This window comes from Cohnella mopanensis (assembly GCF_022352055.1).
In the GTDB taxonomy this organism is placed as follows: Bacteria; Bacillota; Bacilli; order Paenibacillales; family Paenibacillaceae; genus Cohnella; species Cohnella mopanensis.
In genome coordinates this window covers 39833-61696 of record NZ_JAKRWM010000004.1, presented here as the reverse complement: position 1 = coordinate 61696, position 21864 = coordinate 39833, and the positions used below count along the sequence as shown (strand labels likewise).

The 21864-nt window shown below is 49.5% G+C and carries 17 protein-coding genes; 1 reads left to right on the top strand and 16 read right to left on the bottom strand.

Annotated features, from left to right (window positions below):
• From L3D05_RS26600 to L3D05_RS07635, 12 genes are all read right to left on the bottom strand, one after another.
• Complete coding sequence (locus tag L3D05_RS26600) at positions 1 to 747, bottom strand: GntR family transcriptional regulator (protein ID WP_305037422.1); 747 nt, start codon at positions 745 to 747, stop codon at positions 1 to 3.
• A complete protein-coding gene (locus L3D05_RS07685) occupies positions 701 to 1897 on the bottom strand; it encodes a diphosphate--fructose-6-phosphate 1-phosphotransferase (protein WP_239615439.1) in 1197 nt (398 codons plus the stop codon). Before L3D05_RS07685 ends, L3D05_RS26600 begins: the two co-directional genes overlap by 47 nt.
• 19 nt (positions 1898 to 1916) lie before the next feature.
• Entirely contained in the window at positions 1917 to 3257 is a 1341-nt protein-coding gene (sftI, locus tag L3D05_RS07680; protein ID WP_239615438.1) for a sulfoquinovose isomerase, read from the bottom strand.
• Positions 3258 to 3287: 30 nt separating this feature from the next.
• Positions 3288 to 5330 (bottom strand): alpha-glucosidase, encoded by a 2043-nt coding sequence (locus L3D05_RS07675; RefSeq protein ID WP_239615437.1) that lies wholly within the window; start codon positions 5328 to 5330, stop codon positions 3288 to 3290.
• Between the two features lie 6 nt (positions 5331 to 5336).
• Entirely contained in the window at positions 5337 to 6017 is a 681-nt protein-coding gene (locus tag L3D05_RS07670; protein ID WP_239615436.1) for a DUF4867 family protein, read from the bottom strand.
• A 54-nt stretch (positions 6018 to 6071) separates the two neighbouring features.
• On the bottom strand, positions 6072 to 6911 hold the full coding sequence (locus L3D05_RS07665; RefSeq protein WP_239615435.1) for a carbohydrate ABC transporter permease: 840 nt from the start codon (positions 6909 to 6911) through the stop codon (positions 6072 to 6074).
• A 27-nt stretch (positions 6912 to 6938) separates the two neighbouring features.
• A complete protein-coding gene (locus tag L3D05_RS07660) occupies positions 6939 to 7808 on the bottom strand; it encodes a carbohydrate ABC transporter permease (RefSeq protein ID WP_239615434.1) in 870 nt (289 codons plus the stop codon).
• A gap of 72 nt (positions 7809 to 7880) precedes the next feature.
• Positions 7881 to 9188: an ABC transporter substrate-binding protein gene (locus L3D05_RS07655; protein ID WP_239615433.1), complete on the bottom strand. Its 1308-nt coding sequence runs from the start codon at positions 9186 to 9188 to the stop codon at positions 7881 to 7883.
• Positions 9189 to 9477: 289 nt separating this feature from the next.
• Positions 9478 to 12510 carry an efflux RND transporter permease subunit gene (locus L3D05_RS07650; RefSeq protein WP_239615432.1) on the bottom strand — a complete coding sequence of 1011 codons (3033 nt, stop codon included), beginning with the start codon at positions 12508 to 12510 and terminating at the stop codon, positions 9478 to 9480.
• Between the two features lie 251 nt (positions 12511 to 12761).
• Positions 12762 to 13652 (bottom strand): glycine betaine ABC transporter substrate-binding protein, encoded by an 891-nt coding sequence (locus L3D05_RS07645; RefSeq protein WP_239615431.1) that lies wholly within the window; start codon positions 13650 to 13652, stop codon positions 12762 to 12764.
• 8 nt (positions 13653 to 13660) lie between these two features.
• Positions 13661 to 14497: an ABC transporter permease gene (locus tag L3D05_RS07640; RefSeq protein ID WP_239615430.1), complete on the bottom strand. Its 837-nt coding sequence runs from the start codon at positions 14495 to 14497 to the stop codon at positions 13661 to 13663.
• The gene (locus tag L3D05_RS07635) at positions 14494 to 15693 is read right to left on the bottom strand and encodes a quaternary amine ABC transporter ATP-binding protein (RefSeq protein ID WP_239615429.1); all 1200 of its coding nucleotides are present in this window, start codon (positions 15691 to 15693) and stop codon (positions 14494 to 14496) included. Before L3D05_RS07635 ends, L3D05_RS07640 begins: the two co-directional genes overlap by 4 nt.
• A 265-nt stretch (positions 15694 to 15958) precedes the next feature.
• Here L3D05_RS07635 and L3D05_RS07630 point away from each other — a divergent pair, with 265 nt between their 5' ends.
• Entirely contained in the window at positions 15959 to 16519 is a 561-nt protein-coding gene (locus L3D05_RS07630; protein WP_239615428.1) for a GbsR/MarR family transcriptional regulator, read from the top strand.
• Between the two features lie 69 nt (positions 16520 to 16588).
• On the opposite strand, the gene L3D05_RS07625 is transcribed toward L3D05_RS07630, so the two are convergent.
• The 4 genes from L3D05_RS07625 to L3D05_RS07610 form a co-directional block, all read right to left on the bottom strand.
• Complete coding sequence (locus L3D05_RS07625; protein ID WP_239615427.1) at positions 16589 to 17878, bottom strand: adenylosuccinate synthase; 1290 nt, start codon at positions 17876 to 17878, stop codon at positions 16589 to 16591.
• Between the two features lie 179 nt (positions 17879 to 18057).
• A complete protein-coding gene (gene dnaB, locus L3D05_RS07620; protein WP_239615426.1) occupies positions 18058 to 19434 on the bottom strand; it encodes a replicative DNA helicase in 1377 nt (458 codons plus the stop codon).
• Positions 19435 to 19438: 4 nt separating this feature from the next.
• Positions 19439 to 19882: a 50S ribosomal protein L9 gene (gene rplI, locus L3D05_RS07615; RefSeq protein WP_239615425.1), complete on the bottom strand. Its 444-nt coding sequence runs from the start codon at positions 19880 to 19882 to the stop codon at positions 19439 to 19441.
• Positions 19879 to 21852 (bottom strand): DHH family phosphoesterase, encoded by a 1974-nt coding sequence (locus tag L3D05_RS07610; RefSeq protein WP_239615424.1) that lies wholly within the window; start codon positions 21850 to 21852, stop codon positions 19879 to 19881. The genes rplI and L3D05_RS07610 overlap by 4 nt, the downstream gene beginning before the upstream one ends.
• Positions 21853 to 21864 lie beyond the last annotated feature (12 nt).

The window sequence follows — 21864 nt, the reverse complement described above, 5'->3', positions numbered from 1 at the left end:
CTATCTAATAAGTTCAATGTCGTAACTATATTGATCGCTTCGATACTTGGTCTTCGTAAACTCAATGGGATGTCCATCCAAGCCGTAGCTTAATCGGGTCATCTCCAGCATTGCTTCGCCTGCACGAATACCTAACTGATCGGCTTCCGGAAGCGTTGCGTTAATCGCCGATATTTTCTCGTTTGCCTGCTTCAGATAGACATAATTGCTTTCAAGAATTTCATAGTATTTAGCCGTATTTAAATCATGCTTCAGAAGAATTCTGCCAATCTCCTCCGGCCAGCAGCTTCTTTCTAAAGCGATCGGCGTATCGTTGGCGAACCGGATTCGCTCTATTAATAAAACGGACTCTTTGTCCCCAAGCTGAAGCATCGACTTCTCGTGGCTTAACGTCGATAATATTTCCGCCCTGATTAACCGGGAATGCGGAACCATCCCCCGCTCCATGACTTCTTCCGCGAATCCTCTCAACCGCCCTAGATTGCTGACCAGCTTCATCGGCAGAACGATCGTGCCCTTTCCTTGGCGCTTTTCCAGCAACCCATCCTGCACCAGCATCGTAATGGCTTGGCGGATGGTCGTTCTGCTAACGTTAAACATATCCATCAGCTCTTGCTCTGTCGGAATAAGAGAATCTGTTCGCCAGGTTTGATTTTGGATGTTTTTCAGAAGCTCCTGCTTGACTTGCAAGTAGAGCGATTCATTTTTCTTGGGATCGACCGAATTCGGGGTAAATAGTTGATTCATTCTTTATTTCCCTCCACTTGGCCGGGTATGGAGCAATAGACTCTCCAAGAATTGGACCCAACCAGTTGTAATATTCAGGCAAATTCGCTAAGTATGAGGCAGGTAAAAGTCTCTCCCCAGAGCGGGCAACTTGCTCGAGAGGCACTTGGCCCACTGTATAATTATAGCATTTTGTGTTTTGCCTTTGAATATTCACCATTAGACCGGATAAATCCTCTTTTATATAGAGAGCTGCCTGCTTGCCTACTTCATAGGCTTCCTGGCGATCCTGAAGAGACACCGCATAAGATGCGCTGCGTTGGTTCATGCCCAGATTCTCAGAACGTACATTAAAGCCGAATTGGTCTCGAATCAGTTGCTCCATTCGACTCGATATACCCCCTAGAATTTGTCTGCCATTCACAACGTTTCTTTCAATTTTATCCTCGCCGGCGAAGGAAAATCCTTCGCTGACGACAATCGTTGCCGTACCGTTTACCTTAACGGTTTCCCCTACGCTCTTCAGAAACTCCTCGCTTGAGACCGCAATCTCCGGGATATAAATATGATGAGGCCCGTCTTGATCGGATGACCGCAAAAATCCGCTGCTAAGCGCTAGCCACCCCGCGTTTCGCCCCATTGTCTCGATGATGCGCACTTGCTCGAAATTTCTCATCGCTTCTAGATCTTTCACGATATTTCTTACCGATAGCATCACATACTTGGCCGCGCTAGCGAATCCGGGAGCATGGTCGGTCTCGCACAAATCATTGTCCACTGTCTTAGGAACGCCTATAGTCTGAAGCTCATAGCCCATCTGCCGGGCCATGTCCCCCATCCGCTGCAACGCGGCCATCGTGCCATTGCCCCCGATAAACGCGAGCGTATGAATATCGTCCAGCTTCAACTGATTGAGCGCACGCTCCATTAAATCAGAAGAGAAATCATATCTGCCGGCTCCTAAACATGCGCCAGGTACAACGGCATGCTGTCTAATCCATTCGTATCCGCTGTGATTTAACTGCCCGTAATTTCGTTCAACCAAGCCTTGGTAACCGTCATGGACAGGATAAATCTCGCTACTCCCATATAATCCTTCTACCAATCCAACTAGACTGGCGTTCAAGACAGCCGTAGGCCCTCCGGCTTGACCAATGGCCACTTTACGCATAGCTAATTCTTCCTTTCAGTCAAACATAGATGACGGTCGGGATATTAAGTTGTCTGCCAAACTCTACTAAAGTATCCGCTACATCGTCATATACAATCGCATAATGAGGCTCGAACCCTTCTATCATCAAACTGTTCAGCGTACTGAGCACTGGCGTGGAAAGCGCGACCTCCACAGAGGTGCCATGGAATGGCTGCGGGACATCGAGTGCCTCTCCCTTCATAATCAGCAACCGGTATCCATCCGGCGTCGATCCGAGCCTGAAGATGGTTACCCCTCCTGGCTTCAAGCCGAAATCCATCGTAAATCCAAGCTTGCGGTTCGGGTGGACGCCTGCCCGCGCTCCGGTATGAGAATGGGCCAATGAGTACGCTCCCGCCCCGCAATGCCAGAACACGACCGAATTACTCTCCTCGTTCACATGGACGAGATCCCCCAAATAAGGTGCGCTTCCCCGGCTCAACTGATGAAGAATGTACATGGAAATCGCGCCATGAATATCCGATTCGCAAGAGGCCATCACGCCAACTTCCGTAAGCTGTGAAAGGGTAGAACAAGCGGCCGCTCCAAGCTCAGTGAAGAAATCCGGCCAGCAACGTACCGCAACCGCTCCAATGCGATTGGCTTGTATATAATCTTGAACATACGTATAAAATTGAGCGAATCTGACAACCGTTTGCTCTGAACGGTTCAATCCGACTACCTGCTCCTCGGCGCGTGTGATCGCCGCCTGCCAGCGATCTTCCTCCACCTGAAGCGATTCCTTGAAGGCTTGGTGCAAATCCAGCTTGTGAAGGCGAACGCCTAATTGGTCCCGTAGCATAGATTCATTCGCATCCGAGAAGAAAAAGCCCGGCGGATGATCCCCAATGACACCAATGGACAGCTGTCCCAAATCCCCAATCAGCCGTTGAACCTGCACTTGTCGAAGCAACTGCTCCTGAAGAGCCGTCTCGTCAGGATTACCGAATACGAATGCGAAAGGACGGCGATGATTTTGCAATACATTGCAGGTGCTGTTACCCCCGGTTAAGGAATTAAGACGAAGCCGACCGCCTACGCTTGGCTCTCTTACGGACCAGACGATAAAAGGCGCTTCCGTAAAGGCTAATACTTGACTAGCAAATTCACCATCCGCGAACGTTACGCTTTGGTAGAGTACCGAATCAAACCTCTGACCCCGCACCGAATCCAGAAAAGCTTGCAGCTCCTCGATCGAAGTCACGATCGCTTCAGGTTGATAGACCGTGTCGCATTGCTGGATCAACCATTCCGACGATGATTTCCATACCGCTTTCGCCGCTTCCATATCGAATGTGCGGCGTCCGATTGGCAAATAAAGAACAGATGACGTTATCATTAAACTTCCCACCTCTGGAATCTCTTGATGTTACCTTGCAGCAATTTGTTCAAATAATTGGGTATTTGGCGAGCCCTTCCGATAAAAGACCGGGGGATAACCCAATGGTGCATCCACAGTAACCGTGTTCCTGCCCGCAAAGACCGTTCCGCTCCATAGATGTACCCATTCTCCGGACGGTAAGTAAGCTTCTTTAGAGGTTTGCTCGGCTTCGTACACCGGCGCTACGAGTAGATCCGGACCGTACAAATATTCATATTGCACGTCGTACCCCTTCTCCTCATCCTCATCGTGCATAAACAAAGGTCTTTGGAGCGGAATGCCCTGCTGCGCATTTTGGCGTACCAATTCCTTCGTATAAGGAGCAAGCATGACATAAACATCTGTCATTCGGACAAGGTGCTCCAACGTTTCTTCATCGCTGTCGAACTGCCAGCAATCATAAGGACGATTGCCTTCGTGCGTTCTCATTACGGGGGTGAATGCGGCCATCTCAGCCCAACGCATAAACAATTCCTTCGAACGCTTGGTGCCGTGAAGGCTTGTATAACCGCCAATATCGCTATGATGCAAGCCATTACCGACTATCCCAGACGACAGTGCTGCCGGAATGACTGAAGCCAGCCCATCATCCAGAGTCCAGTCCACGCTTTGATCCCCAGCCCAGAGCAAGGTGCAGTACTTCTGAATGCCTGTATACCCAGCACGCATGAAGTAGACGATTTCTCCTAATTTACCCGCTTCTTGTACCGCTTCATAGTTCGCTTTAGCCCACAAAACCGGCCATGCATTATGCATAATCGTAGCTTTGATTCCATTATGCAACACAACATCCGTAGGCAAATACTCCCCGAAGTCCGCCATCCATCCGTCCAGACCGAAGTCAATCAGATTTTCCTTAATGACCTTCTTGTACCATTCGAAAGCGTTCGGATTGGTAAAGTCAACCACGCCGCAATAGAACTCGCCGAAATCGACTAAATAGGTATCCCCCGACTCATTCAATGCTAAATATCCTGAAGCCTTGGCCGTCTGAAACAGATCTCCTTCAATCGCGACATAGGGGTTGATATATCCCAAGAACCTTATCCCTTGCTGCTTCCACTCGCTGATTTTACTATCAAGAGCAGGATATTCCTGGGGATTCCATCGCCAGTTCCACATCAGACGTTTGCCGAACGAAGTGATCCGCTTGCCCTGCCAGTCCTGACACCATACGCCGCCGACACGCAATCCTTTTTCCAGCACTTTCGCCAGCTTCTGCTCTACGACTTCCGTACCGCCCTGAATGCCCAGCCATATTCCGTTATACGTCCAGTCCGGAAGCTCCGGCTGCCGCCCGAATAAGCCCGTAATTTTCTCGACTAGCTCCAAATAAGAAGTGGCTGTCTCAAACAGAATGTATTTAGGAATCTCCCAAGTTTGAAGCTCATGATATTGCTCGTGTCTGAAATCGAAATCCGCGTAAGCCGTCGTCTCAACATGACAATAGTATTTGTGGCTAGAAACAAACGTAGGTTGCGGATAATTCGTAGTATAGTAATCTCCGCCGGCTTGATCCAGCACGTCTGCTTGCCAGGTCACATACGTTTTTTTATTTCGCCCCACTCCCGGCTCGGAAGTCCAGAGAGGAAAATTTTTGCCTCTTAGGTTAAAGTGCGACAGCTGCTCGCCGCAACCGAACACCTTCTCGGAACGGTCAGCCACCACTCGAATCCATAATCGGTTCAACGAAGCCGCCGCGTTGTCAAATTCGAGTTTTAATCGGCTATCTACGATTCCGATATTCATTCGAAGGATCGGATCAAGTCCAGCGGCAATCGAAAAAATAGCGGAATAGCCCTTCTCGTGTTCGGTAATCTCGCAATGCCGAAGAGGCATTCTTTCAATAACATAATCCTTAATGTCGAAGTTGCCGCGATACATCGATATCTTTTCTTCTCCCGTACCCACATACAGCATCGGAGATGCGGAATCATGCCGCAGGAGCTTCAATCCGTTATATGCAAGCTCGAATCCATCTGGCGACCGATGGAGAATTAGGCCTTTCGTTGACAGCTCTTCTGTTCTCAATTAAGTTCACTCTCCAATCGATTGAACAAAGATATTTGCTCCTACTATGCCCGGGAGCGCCCCTCTTTCGATCAATACTTGTCGTTCTGGATGTGCAAGCAACCACTTATTCCTCATAAATAACCGTTCGTCTTCTTCCGTCACGCGGTTAACCTCACCCGCCAGGGGATCATTCGTGCCTTTCAGCAGAATGACCACGCATTTGAATCCTTCTTCGGTCACTTTGCATGGCGCGAAGTGAAGCGTCGTCTGGTACATCTCAATCGCTGTCCCTCGGGGAACGAAGAATGCCTGAACCTCATCCGAATAATAACGATTATCTCTAATTCCCCTTGTATCCCCAAGAAGCAAGATCAGGTCTGTGGCCGCGACATTAATCTCGCTGCATTTATGGTACTCCAACCCATTCAAAGTAGAATTTCTACCATTGCAATATCCGATTTGAATGTCCATTTCTCCGTAGAAATTGGATTGCAGAACCGACATTATCGGCGATTGCTCGATAGGCTCCGATGAAGCAACATATAGGTTGCCTTCTTCAGGTATCGTCGTATGTTCCATCCTTTGAAGCAAATCGGTAAAATCGTATCCGTGGATCACTTTGCCGAAGGGCTTAAAACTGTCGTCCGAAACTACATGTATTGTGAGGTGAGAGTTTAACTGTTGTATGCGTTCGTAGTTGCTCAATCCTTTACCCTCCCTATTTATAGAAAGCGGTTTGCTTAATGGTCGCTGATGGAATTATCCTTTAATGGATCCCGCCGTAACGCCTTCTACAAAATAACGTTGAAGAAAAATATAAGCGATCACGATCGGTGCAGAGGCGATAATCACTCCTGCGAAGATAACTGGGAAGTTCGTCATAAACTCTCCCTGAAATTGCAGTAACGCCAACGGCAATGTTTTCTTGCTTTCGGAATTGATGAGGAGCAAAGGGAACAATAGATCGTTCCATACCATTACGCTCAGAAATATGGCCGATGCCGAAATCGAAGACATAGATAAAGGCAATACGATCCGGAAGTAAGACTGCCACTCGCCGCATCCGTCGATTGCAGCCGCCTCGATCATCTCCTTAGGCATCGACTTCATGAAGCCAGATAGAATGAACACAGCGACGGGCATGAAGATCGCGATGGATACGGCTATCAGGCCACCCAGTGAGTTAGTTAACTTCAAATCTGCTACAAGCTTATAGATCGGAATCATGTTCACTTGTGGCGGTACCATCATTCCTGCCGCGAACAGTCCGTAGATTACAAGGGATCTCCACCCGCTAAATCGATAGATCGCGTATGCAAGCATGCTGGCAAACAACAAGATACAAAATATCGTCGATAACGTGACGATTAGACTGTTCCCGAAATAACGGCCGATAGATTGCTCCTTAAACATGACAACATAATTATCTAATGAGAAAGTTTTCGGCCAACCAAGCGGATTGACGAACAATTCGGTCATCTGCTTAAAAGAAGCCAGCACAACAATTAATACAGGCAACAGGATGAGAAGACTGAACATCAAGAGCACGATTGTCTTCATGGTCTTTCCTGTCACGGTGTCTTTATTCCGATGATTCATGGAGTTCCTTCCTTTCCTGCCCGCGTATCAATAGGCACGATTTCCCCTCAACAACTTGAATTGGCCGATCGTAACGATCGCAATAATGACCATGAAACCCATCGATTGCGCAGCGGCATAACCAAACTCCGAACTCTGGAACGCCGTATGATAAATGTAGGTCGATAAGATTTCCGTTGAATAAGCGGGACCACCGCCCGTAAGCGCGAAAATCAAATCAAAGGCTTTGAAGGATTGAATCGTCGTGTACGCCACGACAATCGTCGCGGCGGGAGCGACAAGCGGCCACGTCACATTACGAAAAGCTTGCCAGCGATTCGCGCCATCCAAATACACCGCTTCATAGAGCTCTTCGGGGATCGATTGCAATCCGGCTACGAACAGAACGATCATCTGGCCGGTATGCGCCCATACTTGAACGAAAGCAATCGAATAGATCGCCATGGCGGGATTTCCTAGCCAATTGTTCGAAAGAGCATCCAAACCAATGTTTCCTAGAAAGCTATTAATGACTCCCACGTTCGGGTTGTACATAAATCCCCAGATGAAGGCTACCGCGATCGAAGAAATAATCGTCGGGAAGAAAAACAATACCCGGTAAATTACGTTTTTCTTCGTATTCTTGGTCAACAAGATCGCGAAGAAGAGTGATAGAATCGTTTGAAATACGACAACGCTGATCATAAATTTCATATTATTCTGAAATGCCCTGACAAAAATACTATCGCCAGTCAACATTCTTGTATAATTGTCGAGGCCAATCCACTTTCTCTCCGAAAAGCCGTCCCAACTGGAGAAGGATAAGATCAATCCATTGATTGTCGGGTATACAAAGAAGAGCAAATAGATCGCCAGCCCCGGCAATATGAACAGGTAAAGTGATTTACTGTGTTTCATATCCATCCTCCGTCAACTAGAGGGGGATGGATCAATATGCTCGCTGGCACATGGAACATCCCCCAATCTGGATTACTTCTTCAAGTTTTGGTCAATAATTTTTTGTGCATTTTCAGCTGCTTTAACCGGATCTACTCCACCAATGACTTCCTGAATAGAAGAGGTTACAGCCTTCTCAATGGCGGCGACAGAAATCAAATATCTAGGATGAAACCGCGTCTTCTTAGAGGTCCAGCTCACTGTTTCTTGAAGCTCTGAAGTCGAATAATTGACCCCGTTCACCGTCACGAGCTGTCCTGTTTCGTTTGCGTACTTCTCTGCGTTCTCAGCTTGGCTCAAAAATTCGACGAACTTCTTGGCCGCATCTTTTTTGCTCGATCTCGCAGAGACGCCAAGCAAGAATGTGGTCGTATGAATACCTTCGTATACCGCTTGATCAGCAGCCACCGTAATTGGAGCAAGAAGTCCTTGCTTCAGTTCAGGGTTGAGCGCAAGGTTAGAAGCCAGCATGTATGATCCCGTTGCCAACATCGCTGCTTTCTCTTGTGCGAACAACGAACCGGCAATATCCTTGCTAGTACCTAGCGAATCCTTCTGGAAATAGCCTTTATCGTTCAATTCCTTAAATTGAGACAGCGTTTTCACAAACCATTCATCTGTAACTTTCGCTTGGCCAGTCTCGACTTTAGCCCAAATTTCTTCGTCCGTGTTGTTGTTCATCATCATCGAGTTCATGAATTGACCCGGACCAATATCCGCACCTGGGAAAGCAATCGGGACGTATCCGTTCGACTTAAGTGTTTCGCAGAGAGCAAGGAACCCTTCCCAATCTTTTGGCGGAGTCAAGTTTAATTTCTCGAATATCGCTTTATTGTAAATCGGCTGATTGTATACTAGCTGGTAAGGGAAAGCATATTGCTTGCCGTCCTTTTGTCCTGCTTTGATCAAGTTCTCTGTATACTTGGATTTAAAGCCCACATCCGACAAATCCGCATAGAGACCCGCTTTAAACATAGTCTCGAATTGTGCGCCTGGATAAGATGCGAAGACATCTCCCGCTGTCCCGTCAATTAACTTTGCTTGCGCATTGGCTAAATATTGTTCAGAAGGGAATATGCTCATTTCCACTTTGATTTTTGGATTTTCGCCTTCGAACTTCGCGATCAATTCATTGAAAACTTTGGTGTCTTCCCCGCGCCAATGAATAAAGCTGATTTGAACTTCTTTTTCGTTATCCACAGACTTAGGAGATTCACTTGCAGACTTGGATGGGGCAGAACTGTTTTCATTTGGCTTGCTTGAGTTTCCGTTATTCCCACATCCTGTTACAAACATGGCCAAAGCAATCATAAATACCGTAGCACTAAACCATTTTTTCATTCTTGCACCCCTTAATGATTATTTGTTATAAAGCTATCAAGTGATGTTTGATAATACATCACTATCTTTAGACCTATTGTAGTGATGATTGAATGCGTTTGCAAGAGTTTTTTTTCGCTATGTAACAATAAAAAAATGGGGTTTAATGCTGCAAACTGAAACAAGCCGACTCCTATTGAATACAGGAATCAGCTTGTTTCCTAAGTCTCCCGAGAAGGAAGCTTCCAAGTTCGCGATAAACAGCATCCGCTAATAACTAACTTTGATTTTTTAGGACCTCACATACTCGTCACGCCGCCACTCCCGCCCTTGCTTGCGAATTGATCGCGCGCTGCTTACGGGAACGCTTATAGTACAGCAATTCATACATGACCGGAACAACGACTAACGTTAACAAAGTTGAGCTTGCGAGTCCACCGATGACGACGACCGCCAGCCCGCTCGAGATGATGCTTCCTCCGCCTAAGCCGATAGCCAGTGGAATGAGGGCGCAGATCGTGGCGATCGCGGTCATCAGAATCGGTCGCAGCCTTGTTCCTCCCGCTTCGATCAGCGCATCCCGGATGGTCATCCCGTGCTCGATCTGCTGTTGCACGCGCTCGATCAGTACGATCGCGTTCGTAACGACGATACCGATCAGCATTAGGAATCCGATCATGCTGGACATAGACACCGGTTCGCCTGCGACCATCGTTCCGACTAAGCCGCCGATTAACGCGAACGGCAAGGAGAACAGAACGGCGAGAGGTGCTCTGCCTTCGCGGAACGCGACAACCATTACGATATACACCATTCCAACGGCAACCAACATCGCCATCAGCATGTCGCTCATCATTTGGTTAATATCCTCATTGCTTCCGCCTAGCGAGTATTCAACTCCGGCTGGCAATGTCAGTCCTTTCAACGCCTTTTCCATTTCATTATTCACTTTGCTTACGTTCTTATCGGTAATCGTAGCTGTTACAGTGGCGAATTCGGACCCGTTCTTGTATTGCAAAGTGCTAGGCAACTGCTTCATCTTCACGTCGGCGATATCCTTCACCTGAATATCGGTACCGAGCGGAGTATGCAGCTTCAGTTGGCTTATATCCTCTACGGACGCAACAGAAGCCCCGTTCAATGACAGATATAGATCGCTCGCTTTGGAGCCGTCTCCGATACGGCCTGCGTTAGCTTCCGTCAGGAACGGCCGCAACATCATTGCAGCTTGAGCTGCCGATAGCCCGTATTGGGATGCATCCTTCTGGCGGACCTCGATCGCAACGCCCTTCGTTCCATCCTGAAGGTTGTTGCTTACGCTATCCATTCCTTCAAGGCCGCTAACCGTCGAGGTTATTTGCTCCGTTGCCGCACGAATATCATCGGTCGATGATCCCGTAACCGAAATGGCTACGCTTCCCCCGCCGCCCATATCGTCTTTAATCACTTTGAATTCCGCGCCATCGGGAACTTTCACCTGCGCGCTGATTTCATCCGCGAATTGATCCAAGTCGGCATCCGAACGCAATCCGATAAACCAGTCCGCCCCGTTGGGTAAACCACTAACCATGCCGCCCCCAATGGCAACGTTGGAATTCTCAACGTCTTGATGCCCGCGGATGATGACATCCACGCGTTCGGTTTCCTTCTTCAACGTATCCAGTGCAGTTCCTTTAGGCATCGTCATACTAGCAAACATATATTTATAATCCGTCTGCGGAAGCAGAACAACCCCCACTTTACCCGCGAAGATCGGAACCAGGCTGCCCACGAACAACAATAGGGAAACGACAATCACGATCGTTTTATGTCCGAGCGACCAAGACAGAACACGTTTGTACCCGCGGCTCATCGCGGACTCCTTGGCTTCTTTCAACTTGACGTTCTTCATCAATGCCCAAGCCATCAGAGGAACTACGGTTAAAGCAACCAAGAGCGAAGATATCAGAGCGAAGCCGACCGTCAGGGCGAATGGGCGGAAAAACCCGCCGATCATTCCTTGAAGCAAACCCAATGGGGCAAATACCGCAACCGTAGTTAGCGTTGAAGACGTAATCGCGCGGCCAACCTCCATCGTTCCGGACAAGATCAAATCCTTATTGATTTTCTCTCCTCTCATCCGCCTAACGATATTCTCGATAACGACGATACTGTCGTCGACTACGCGCCCTGTGGCAACCGCTAAGCCCCCGAGGGTCATAATATTCAATGTCACGTCCGTAAAAGTCTTCAAGCAGATCATCGCGATCAACATCGACAACGGAATGGACACGATCGCGATTAACGTCGCCCGGAAATTCCTCAGGAAGAACAAAATCAGAATCGAGGCGAACAATGCGCCGAGCGCGCCCTCGCGAGCAAGCGTATTTACCGAACTTTTAACGTCCGTGGCCCGGTTGTACATGATGAAGGTTTGAATCTTGCCGGTCTTTTCCGCCTCTTCATAAGCTTTAAGAACTTTATCCGATACTTCCACCGTATTCGCGGTTCCGGACTTTACAATGTTCAAGGTAACGCTCGGAGTTCCATTCGTCATGCTAATGACGCTTAGGTCTTTGCCTTGTTGGATTTGCGCAATATCGGTTAGCTTTACGTCTCCTGCCGGCGTTAAGCTCCAATCCTTCAATTGCTCGATCGATCGTAGATCGCCTTCCACGAATACGGGTAGCGTACTTTCGCCCAATGTCGCTTCTCCAAGAGGAACGCTCAAATTGTTAGCCTGCAGGGCGCCCATCACTTGATCGTAGGAAATCCCTTTCTCGGCCATCATCGGCGCGTCGAGCCTTATGTATACGCCGTCGTCTTTCAGACCGAGATCCTCTACGTCGCTAACCCCTTCGATCGCTTGCAGTTCGGGAATGAGCTGCGATTTAACTATCGTATTGAACTCCTCTTGCGATACCCCTTCGCTAGCGGCCACCGTCGTATACATGATCGGCTGATTAGTCGTTGAGAAGTAGATCACTTCCGGTTTCTGCACGGCATCCGGGAGCTTCACGTCTCCGATGGCTTGCTTCACCGTCTCTTGTTTCTTCTTCATATCGTCGCTATAACTAAATTCCAGTTGCAACATGGAGACGTTATTTGCGGACTGGGAAGTCACGTTCTTCACGCCCTCCACGTTCCTAAGCACTTTCTCTAGCGGCAACGTTACATCGTTCATGACTTCGTTCGGGGCCGCTCCCGGATATACCGCCGATACCATAATGCCCGGGAACACAACCTCCGGCTGCTGCTCCTGCTTGAATTGAGTCGCCGAATAAATACCGCCAACCGCGATCAGAATGACCAGCAGTACAATCGCCACCGGATTCCTCAACGAAAAATTCGTAAAAAACTTCATCTACAATCTCTCCACTTCTCTATTTTATTCGATTGATCATCACCATCTCGATCGGGAAGCCTACGGATTTGATTGTAATTTGTTTCCACAAGGGAAAGAATGGTCTTGAGAATGTTTTTGAACCTAGACCTGCGACGGAGAAAGATCAAGCCTTTCGACGTGTTGTTACTTACTGTCACCAAACAAAAAATCGCCCTTCAGCTAATGGGCGCGATCTCCGCCCCTTTAGCTGAAGGGCAATTACATTTGCCTTATCCGGCGATCCAGTTGTTTACTTTATCTTCGTTAGCAGCCACCCATTTCTTAGCCGCATCTTCTTCGCTCATTCCCCCGAAAATATCGACCATCACGGATTCCATATCCGCCGGAGTCCATTCAAACTGATCAAGAAACTGGTAAGCGATCGGTTGATCTTCCTTTAATCCCAAGCGTACCAGCGTATGAATCTGTTCATCTCCGCCGTATACGTTCTTAGGATCTTCGAGATACTTCAAGTCCATTTCGGCGAACATCCAATGCGGCGTCCAGCCCGTAACGATTACCGGCTCCTGTTTGGCATATGCATCCTGCAGCACCTTGGCCATCGCCGCGGAAGAGCTCTCCAGCAGCTTCCAGCCTTTCAGATCGTACTCCTCGATAGCTTTGCTCGTTGCCGTCATGATCCCGGCTCCGGGCTCGATGCCCGTGATCGTGTAGTTGACGGACTTGCCAACCTCCCCTTTCAGATCGTCGATCGAGGAAATATCCATATACGCCGGTGCGGCTAGCCCAACCTTCGTCCCGTCCAGATTCGCTCCGAGATCCTCGAACTTATCTTTATTCGGCTCGTAATAATTTTCACCGTGAGTACTAGGCAACCAAGCCGCAACCATCGCATCGGCGCTGCCGTCCGAAATGCCCACGTACATTGGGCCCGCATCTACTTGCAGCATCTTGACCTTGTAGCCGAGCTTGCTTTCCAGCACTTCCTTCACCACGTTCGTACTGGCGATTTCCGAATCCCAAGCCACGTAAGCAAGCGTAATTTCTTTTTTATTGGACGTAGAGTTGCTTCCGCCTTCGTTATCCTTCTTCGAGCATCCTGCCAACACAAGCGTGACGATCATAACCGCCGCTAACATCAAGTTTAAATTTTTCTTCACTAAGCCACTCATCCTTCTCTTTTTTTATTTACAAGATTCTGCGTGATACGATCCAGAATAATCGCAAGCACGACGACGGCTAATCCGGCTTCGAAGCCGACTCCCGTCTTGGCTTGGGTAACCGCCCTGTACACGTCCGCCCCAACCCCCTGAGCTCCGATCATCGATGCGATGACGACCATGGAGAGCGAAAGCATGATCGTCTGGTTGATACCCGCCATGATCGTCGGCGCCGCAATCGGAAGCTGAAGCTTATAGAGCTTCTGCATGGGTGTAGAGCCGAAAGCGTCCGCGGCCTCTACCAGATCGGCAGGAACTTGGCGAATGCCTAAGTTCGTTAACCGAATAGTAGGCGGGATACCGAAAATAACAGATGCGATCACGCCGGGAACGACACCAAGGGAGAAGAAGGCAACCGCCGGCAGCAAATACACGAAAGCCGGCATCGTCTGCATGAAATCAAGCACGGGCGTGACCGTTTTCTGTACCTTGTCGTTCCTTGAGCACCATATCCCTAGAGGCACGCCGAACAAGATGGAAATCAACGAAGCCGTCAACACAAGCGCCAGCGTCTCCATCGTGTGCTCCCAGTATCCCAGGTTGTATACGAGAAACAATCCAATCAGAGAAAATAGGGCGAGTCTCGTTCTTCCGATCCAGAAAGCGATCACCGTTATCAAAGCGATCATCAGCAACGGGGGCAAGAAGTTGAATGCATCGGCCAATCCGTTGACCGTGGAACCGATAACCAGCTTAATGCCTTCGAAGAGCGGTCCCGCGTTTGTTTCCAACCAAGCTTCCAGCGACTCTATCCATTTACCGATAGGAATTTTAGGCACGTTCATCGGGACTCACCCGCTTCCGAACCGGAATTTCCGCTAAGTGCGGAAAGTACGGCTCCGCGAATAATAATTCCAAGCAAACGCTGCCTGTCATCGACGACGGCGACCGGAATTTTCGCGCTGCTCACGACATCGAACAATTCTCCGAGAAGCACGTCAGGCGATACGATCGGCGTATCCCGAATAAGAATCTCATCCAACGCCTTGCCTGATTTAATAGCCGCTGCCGAATCTTCGGCCGTAACGACTCCGATAAGTTGCCGGGATTTATCGACGACATAGAGATTGGAAATCCCGCGATCCCGCATCAACTGCAACGCTACCCTAGGCCCGCGATCCATCGTGATCGTTTCGGCGCGAATCATTACGTGAGAGGCCGTCAGCACCTTGGACAAATCGACATCTTCGACGAACCGTTCCACGTACGCGTTCGCCGGATGGGTCAGAATTTCCTCGGGCGTACCGATCTGAACGACTGCTCCATCTTTCATCAAAGCGATCCGATCTCCGATTCTTAGCGCTTCGTCAAGATCGTGCGTGATGAATATAATCGTTTTCCTCATCGTGTTCTGGAGCTCCAACAATTCATCCTGCATATCTTTGCGGATAAGGGGATCCAACGCGCTGAAGGCTTCGTCCATCAACAGGATGTCCGGATCATTGACCAATCCGCGAGCCAGCCCGACCCGCTGCTGCATTCCCCCGCTCAGCTGATCAGGAAGCTTATCCTCCAAGCCTGCCAGTCCGACGAGTTCCAACGTCTCCTTGGCTTTCTTCCGCCGCTCCTCTTTCGCTACGCCTTGAATCTCAAGGCCGTACTCCACGTTCTCCAGTACGGTACGATGGGGAAATAGGGCAAACTTCTGGAAGACCATGCTGATCGTCTTACGTCTGACTTGGCGCAGCTCTTCCGCATTTAACCTCACAATGTCTTTCCCCTGAATTAGAACTTGTCCTGAAGTGGGCTCGATCAGGCGGTTCAACAATCTGACCAGCGTTGATTTACCGCTCCCGGACAAACCCATGATGACGAAAATCTCGCCGGGCTCGATAGCGAAGCTGACCCGATTCACCCCTACCGTTTGCTTGGTTTCCTTGGCAATGCGCTCCTTAGACCATCCTTGGTCCAACAGGCTATAAACGCGCTTCGGATCATTGCCGAATACTTTGGTTAACGATCGGACTTCTATGATCGCCATAGCAATCCCCCTTTCGATAGTTCTCATCTTTCTCATATAGCCGCTTAATCAAGTGTAGCCCTCGTTCGCAAAAGGGGTCAAAATGGATATACGACCGTATAGAGTATACAGTTTTAACTTTACGTACAATATTAAGTGTATACTCTGATTTCCTTACACTTCCTCCCGGACCATGATCTTTACTTAAGCGAGACTCTTTTCTACAATAAGAACTAGGGTTTATCGTTTCGCTAACCGAAGCGTTTCTAGATAGGGAGTGTACGGCATGACGCCATTCGACGGATTAAATGAACAACATATCAAGGTGATCGAAAAATCGCGCAGACGCGTCGTCGATTCTATCGGTAACAACATGGATCTATACGGTGTCACTACGTCTATTGGCCATTTGTACGGCATGATGTATTTCCATGACGCTCCCGTTACGCTGGATGATATGGGCGAGGAAATGGGAATGAGCAAGACAAGCATGAGTACCGGGATGCGCACGCTCGTCGATCTGAAAATGATCAGTAAAATTTGGGGAAAAGGCTCAAGGAAAGACCTCTACGAGGTGGAGGAAGATTGGCATCAAGCATTCGTAGATTACTTCTCCATCAAATGGCGCAAATCCATGGAGATGAATATAAACGCATTAAATAAATCTCTGGCGGAAATGCGCAAGCTCCGCGAAGAGAACTCAGATAACGAGAAGCTCGTCTCCCAAGCCGATTTCGATATTCTCAAGATGACGCAAGCCCTCAATTACTACAAATGGCTGGATCGTTTTATCGATGCGTTGGAATCCGGGGAAATTTTCGATTGGATTCCCAAAGAGGGGGAATAGCCATTGGGCGCAAGAAACAACAAAAGCCGTTAGTGGGATTTCCACTAACGGCTTTCTATATTGTATTCCTTATTCTCCGTAGATCTTAGCCACTTGGTTCGTTTGCTCGCGGTTACGTCCAACCGAGAAAATCGCGATTGGAATTCCGGTAAGCTCCGTAATCCGAGTAACGAAGTTACGAGTGGTTTCCGGCAAGTCGCTAAGCTTCTTAGCGCCGGAAATATCCTCGCTCCAGCCCGGAAGCTCCTCGTATACCGCTTCGCATTCCTCAAGCAGCTTGAGGTTAGCTGGATAGTGCTCCATTAACTCGCCACGGAATTTGTACGCCGTACAAATCTTAACCGTCTCAAGCCCTGTCAGTACATCCAGAGAGTTGAGCGACAAGCCCGTAATGCCGCTCACGCGACGGGCATGACGCACGACAACCGTATCGAACCAGCCTACGCGGCGCGGACGGCCGGTAACCGTACCGTATTCATGTCCTTTGTCGCGAATCCATTGGCCGAGATCGTTGTTAAGCTCGGTCGGGAATGGGCCGTCCCCTACGCGGGTTGTATATGCTTTGGCAACGCCGATGACTTCTCTGATCTTCGACGGGCCAACGCCGGATCCGATACATACGCCGCCAGCGGATGGGTTAGAGCTTGTTACGTATGGATACGTACCTTGGTCGATATCAAGCATAACGCCTTGCGCGCCCTCGAACAGAACTTTCTTGCCCGCATCGATCGCATCGTTCAGAATAACCGACGTGTCCGTTACGAATGGGCGAAGCAGTTCCGCGAGTGCTAAGTAGTCCTTAATGATGCTATCGGCATCCAACGGCTCCCCGTTGTACATTTGCGTAATGACTTGGTTCTTGTCCGCGATGATGCTGCGAGCTTTCTCTACGAAAGCATCCGCAACCATTAAGTCCGCGATACGAATCCCGTTGCGAGCGGCTTTGTCCATGTAGCATGGGCCGATCCCTTTGCGGGTAGTGCCGATTTTGTTGTCCGCTTTGCGATCTTCTTCCAAAGCGTCAAGCACAAGATGGTAAGGCATAATGACATGAGCGCGATCGCTGATCTTCAAATTATCCGTTGAAAATCCGTTGTCGCGAATATATTGAATTTCTTCCACCAATGCACCGGGATTGATGACCATTCCGTTGCCGATGACGCACAATTTGTTTTGATTAAAAATTCCGGAAGGAACCATCGTCAGTTTGTACTTTTTGTTCTCTATAAGGATAGTATGTCCGGCGTTATTTCCACCTTGATAACGTGCGACGACATCGGCTTTCTCTGCTAGAAAATCGGTGATTTTCCCTTTGCCTTCGTCTCCCCATTGCGTACCTACAACAACGACTGTTGACAATGCAATCCCTCCACCCGGAGTGTTCCTCACGCCGGCATGATAATGCCACCCGAAATCGCATATCTCGCGATCAGGCAGCATGATTAGTTTAGCAACTGTGACTAGGGAAGTCAACGGAAAAACGAACAATCCCGCAACCACCTATATAATTGTTCGGAATTCGGTCATGCTTTATCGGTTTAAGCACTGCCAGCATAGGCTTCTCCGTGCGATCGGTCAAGACTGACGAATTTATTGAAATTTTTCAGGAACACGAGCTCGACCGTACCGACGGGACCGTTCCGTTGCTTGGCGATAATGATCTCGATAATGTTTTTCTTCTCCGATTCCTTATCGTAGTAATCGTCTCGGTATAAGAACGCTACGATATCGGCATCTTGCTCGATGGAACCGGACTCCCTAAGGTCGGACATCATCGGACGTTTGTCTTGGCGTTGCTCAACGCCCCGGGAGAGCTGAGACAACGCGATGACCGGAACTTCCAGCTCACGCGCGATCTGCTTCAAGGTACGGGAAATTTCCGATACTTCCTGTTGACGATTTTCCCCGGCTTTGCCCCGGCCTTGAATAAGTTGAAGGTAGTCGATGAGAATCATCCCTAGCCCTTTCTCTTTCTTCAACCGTCGGCATTTCGCCCGAATATCGGACACGGTAATTCCCGGCGTATCGTCAATATAGATCTGTGCCTCAGAGAGCGCTCCGATCGCCATCGATAGCTTCTCCCAATCGTCCCCTTCGAGATGCCCCGTCCGCATCCGCGTAGCGTCCACGTTGGACTCCGCGCACACAATACGTTGAACAAGTTGGGGAGCCGACATCTCCAGACTGAAGATAGCCACCGTCTCCGAAGCGCGCACAGCCACGTTCTGGGCTACGTTAAGGGCGAAAGCCGTCTTCCCTACGGAAGGACGTGCAGCGACGATAATCAGATCGCTGCGTTGAAATCCGTTCGTCATCTTGTCCAGATCGACAAAGCCGGAGGGGATACCCGACACCCCGCCCTTATGGTTATAGAGAAATTCGACCTTCTCGAATACTTCCATAAGCACATCGCGAATGCTGATGAATCCCGTAGCCGAACGTCGGCTGGAAATTTCCATAATCCGCGCTTCGGCATCGTTAAGCAGAACGCCTACATCGTCTTCCGTCGCATATCCGTTAGAGACGATTTGCGTCGCCGTACGGATCAATCTCCTGAGGATCGACTTCTCTTCCACGATCTGAGCATAGTATTCCACGTTCGCGGCCGTTGGAACCGCGTTCGCGAGCTTGGTCAGATACATGATCCCTCCGACCTCTTCCATCTGCCCGAGATCTTGCAGGCGGGCGGTTAAGGTCACGAGATCGATAGGTTGATTGTCGTCGTTAAGGGCAACCATCGCGTCGAAAATGCGCTGATGGGAGACGCTGTAGAAATCCTCCGCCTTCAATCGCTCCATGGAAGCAATCAGCGCCTCTGCTTCCAGCAGAATAGCGCCTAGAACAGCTTGCTCCGCCTCGAGGTTCTGAGGGGGTACGCGATCGTATAATATCTGCTGATCCCCGCTTCCGTTCATCGGATCATTCCTCCACGACCTGTACGTTTAGCGTGCCCTTTACATCCGGATACAATTTCACTGTCACTTTCGTAACGCCTAGCACGCGAATCGGATCTTCCAGCTCGATTTTCCGTTTGTCGATCGAGATCTTCTGCAATTCCAACGCTTCCGCGATTTGTTTGCTCGTAATTGCTCCGAACAGGCGACCGCCTTCTCCCGCTTTCGCTTTAATGACAACCGTCATCTCGGACAGACGCTCAGCCAATGCCTTGAACTCGTTCTTCTCGTTTTCCTTCTTCTTCTGCTCGGAGGCTACCTGTTGCGTTAACGTCTTCTTCGCGCCTTCCGTAGCGATCTGAACTACGCCTTTAGGTAATAGGAAGTTACGCGCATAACCTTCGGATACCTCTTTAATTTCGCCCTTTTTCCCCTGGCCCTTCACATCTTGCAAGAAAATTACTTTCATTCGAATAACCCTTCTTCCTTATCGATTTCTTCTAGTACTTGCTTTAATTTCGCGGCAACTTCCGTTACCGGCCCTTGAAGCTGCGCGGCTGCATTCGTGAAATGTCCGCCGCCCCCGAGTCGCTCCATGACGATCTGGACATTAATCTGTCCCAGCGATCTGGCGCTGACTCCGACAAGACCGTCCTGCCTCAATCCGACTACGAACGAAGCTTTAATTCCCGTCATATTAAGAAGCGTATCCGCCGCTTGCGCAATAAGCAATTGCGGCAGTTGCTTGCTTGAATCCGCCACGGCGATCGCAATGCAGTGATGATAGGTTTCCGCGTTTCGTATGATCTCCGCTTTGCGGATGTATTCTTCCAGATCTTCTTTCAGCATCCTTTGGATAAGCACCGAATCGGCGCCGTTACGGCGCAGGAACGATGCCGCCTCGAAGGTTCGGGATCCCGTGCGGAAAGCAAAGCTTTTGGTATCGACCGTAATGCCCGCGAGCAAAGCAGTCGCTTCCCTCACATCGAGCACCACGCGTTCGTGGATGTACTGAAGCAGCTCCGTTACGAGCTCGCAGGTAGAAGACGCGTACGGCTCCATATAGACGAGCACAGCCTCGTCGATGAACTCCTCGCTTCTGCGATGGTGATCGACGATAACGATCCGATCCGTCCCCTGCAATAGCTTAGGTTCCGCAACCATCGTTGCGCGATGCGTATCCACGACAACCGCGAGCGACCTCTTGCCGATCAAACCAAACGCTTGCTCTGGCGAGACGAACCGCTTCGCTAGCTTCTCATCCTCTTTCAGCATTTCCATCATCCGCTGAATCGCAGGATTAATGCCTTCAAGCACAATATAGGCTTCTTTGCCGTATAGCTGTGCTGCCTTCATGACCCCGATGGCCGCTCCGATGGCATCCATGTCCGGCATCTTGTGCCCCATGATAATGATATTGTCGCTTTCCTTCATCAGATCGCGCAAAGCATGGGAGATGACCCGCGCCCTGACCCGCGTCCTCTTCTCGACCGCATTGCTCTTGCCGCCATAGAAGCTCTGGCGTTGGCCGAATTTTACGACCGCCTGATCCCCTCCGCGTCCAAGCGCAATGTCTAAGCTGCCTTGTACTAAATGTCCTAATTCAATGACGTTGTCCGCTCCGGAAGCGAAGCCGATGCTTAATGTCATCGGCAGCTTCTGCTCGATCGTAATCTCTCGCACATCATCTAACAGCTCGAACCGCGATTGCTCCAAGCTCTTGAGCGTAATCTGGTTCGTGATGATCATATAGCGGTCGGAGGATAACCGACGTAGGAAAAGTCCGTACTTCTGCGCCCACTCGTTGATCTCGCCGGTTACCTTGGATAACATCAGCGCCCGCTGTTGTTCATCCATCCCCTGGGCAACCTCTTCCAGATTGTCCATGGTCACGATACCGAGCGCCAGCTTCTCCTCGTCATACCGTTTCTTCAGCATCCAACGATCCGTAATGTCTAGGACGTAGATCATTCGTTCGTTCACGCGAGTCAATAGCTCGAATACGCGTCCGCCAATCGTAATCTCGATCGTCGTATCCTTGTCCTTATCCTTAGCGGATTGCTGCTGCAGAGCGGGAAAATGCGTGGCGAGAGATTCCCCGACTATCGAGGCTCGACCCACAACCGTCCCGATGAACGCGTTGTGCCACTGGATTTCCTTGTCCTCATTGTAGATAAGAATACCGAACGGCAGCTGTCCGATGACGTCATTGCCAACGCTCTTGATCCGATGGGATAACGTGAGAACGTAGTCGTTCAGATCGTTGCGGAACGCCTTCTCCGCGAAGATGCCATATACGGCTACGACTCCTCCCAACGCCAAACCTAACAAACCGAGCATCCATTGGTACCATGCTAATGCAACTGTTAAGATGAAAATGAGCACTAACGCCCAGACGATATGCATGCCGTGCCAACGCTGCACGAGAAACTTGGGCATATCCGCTTTCGC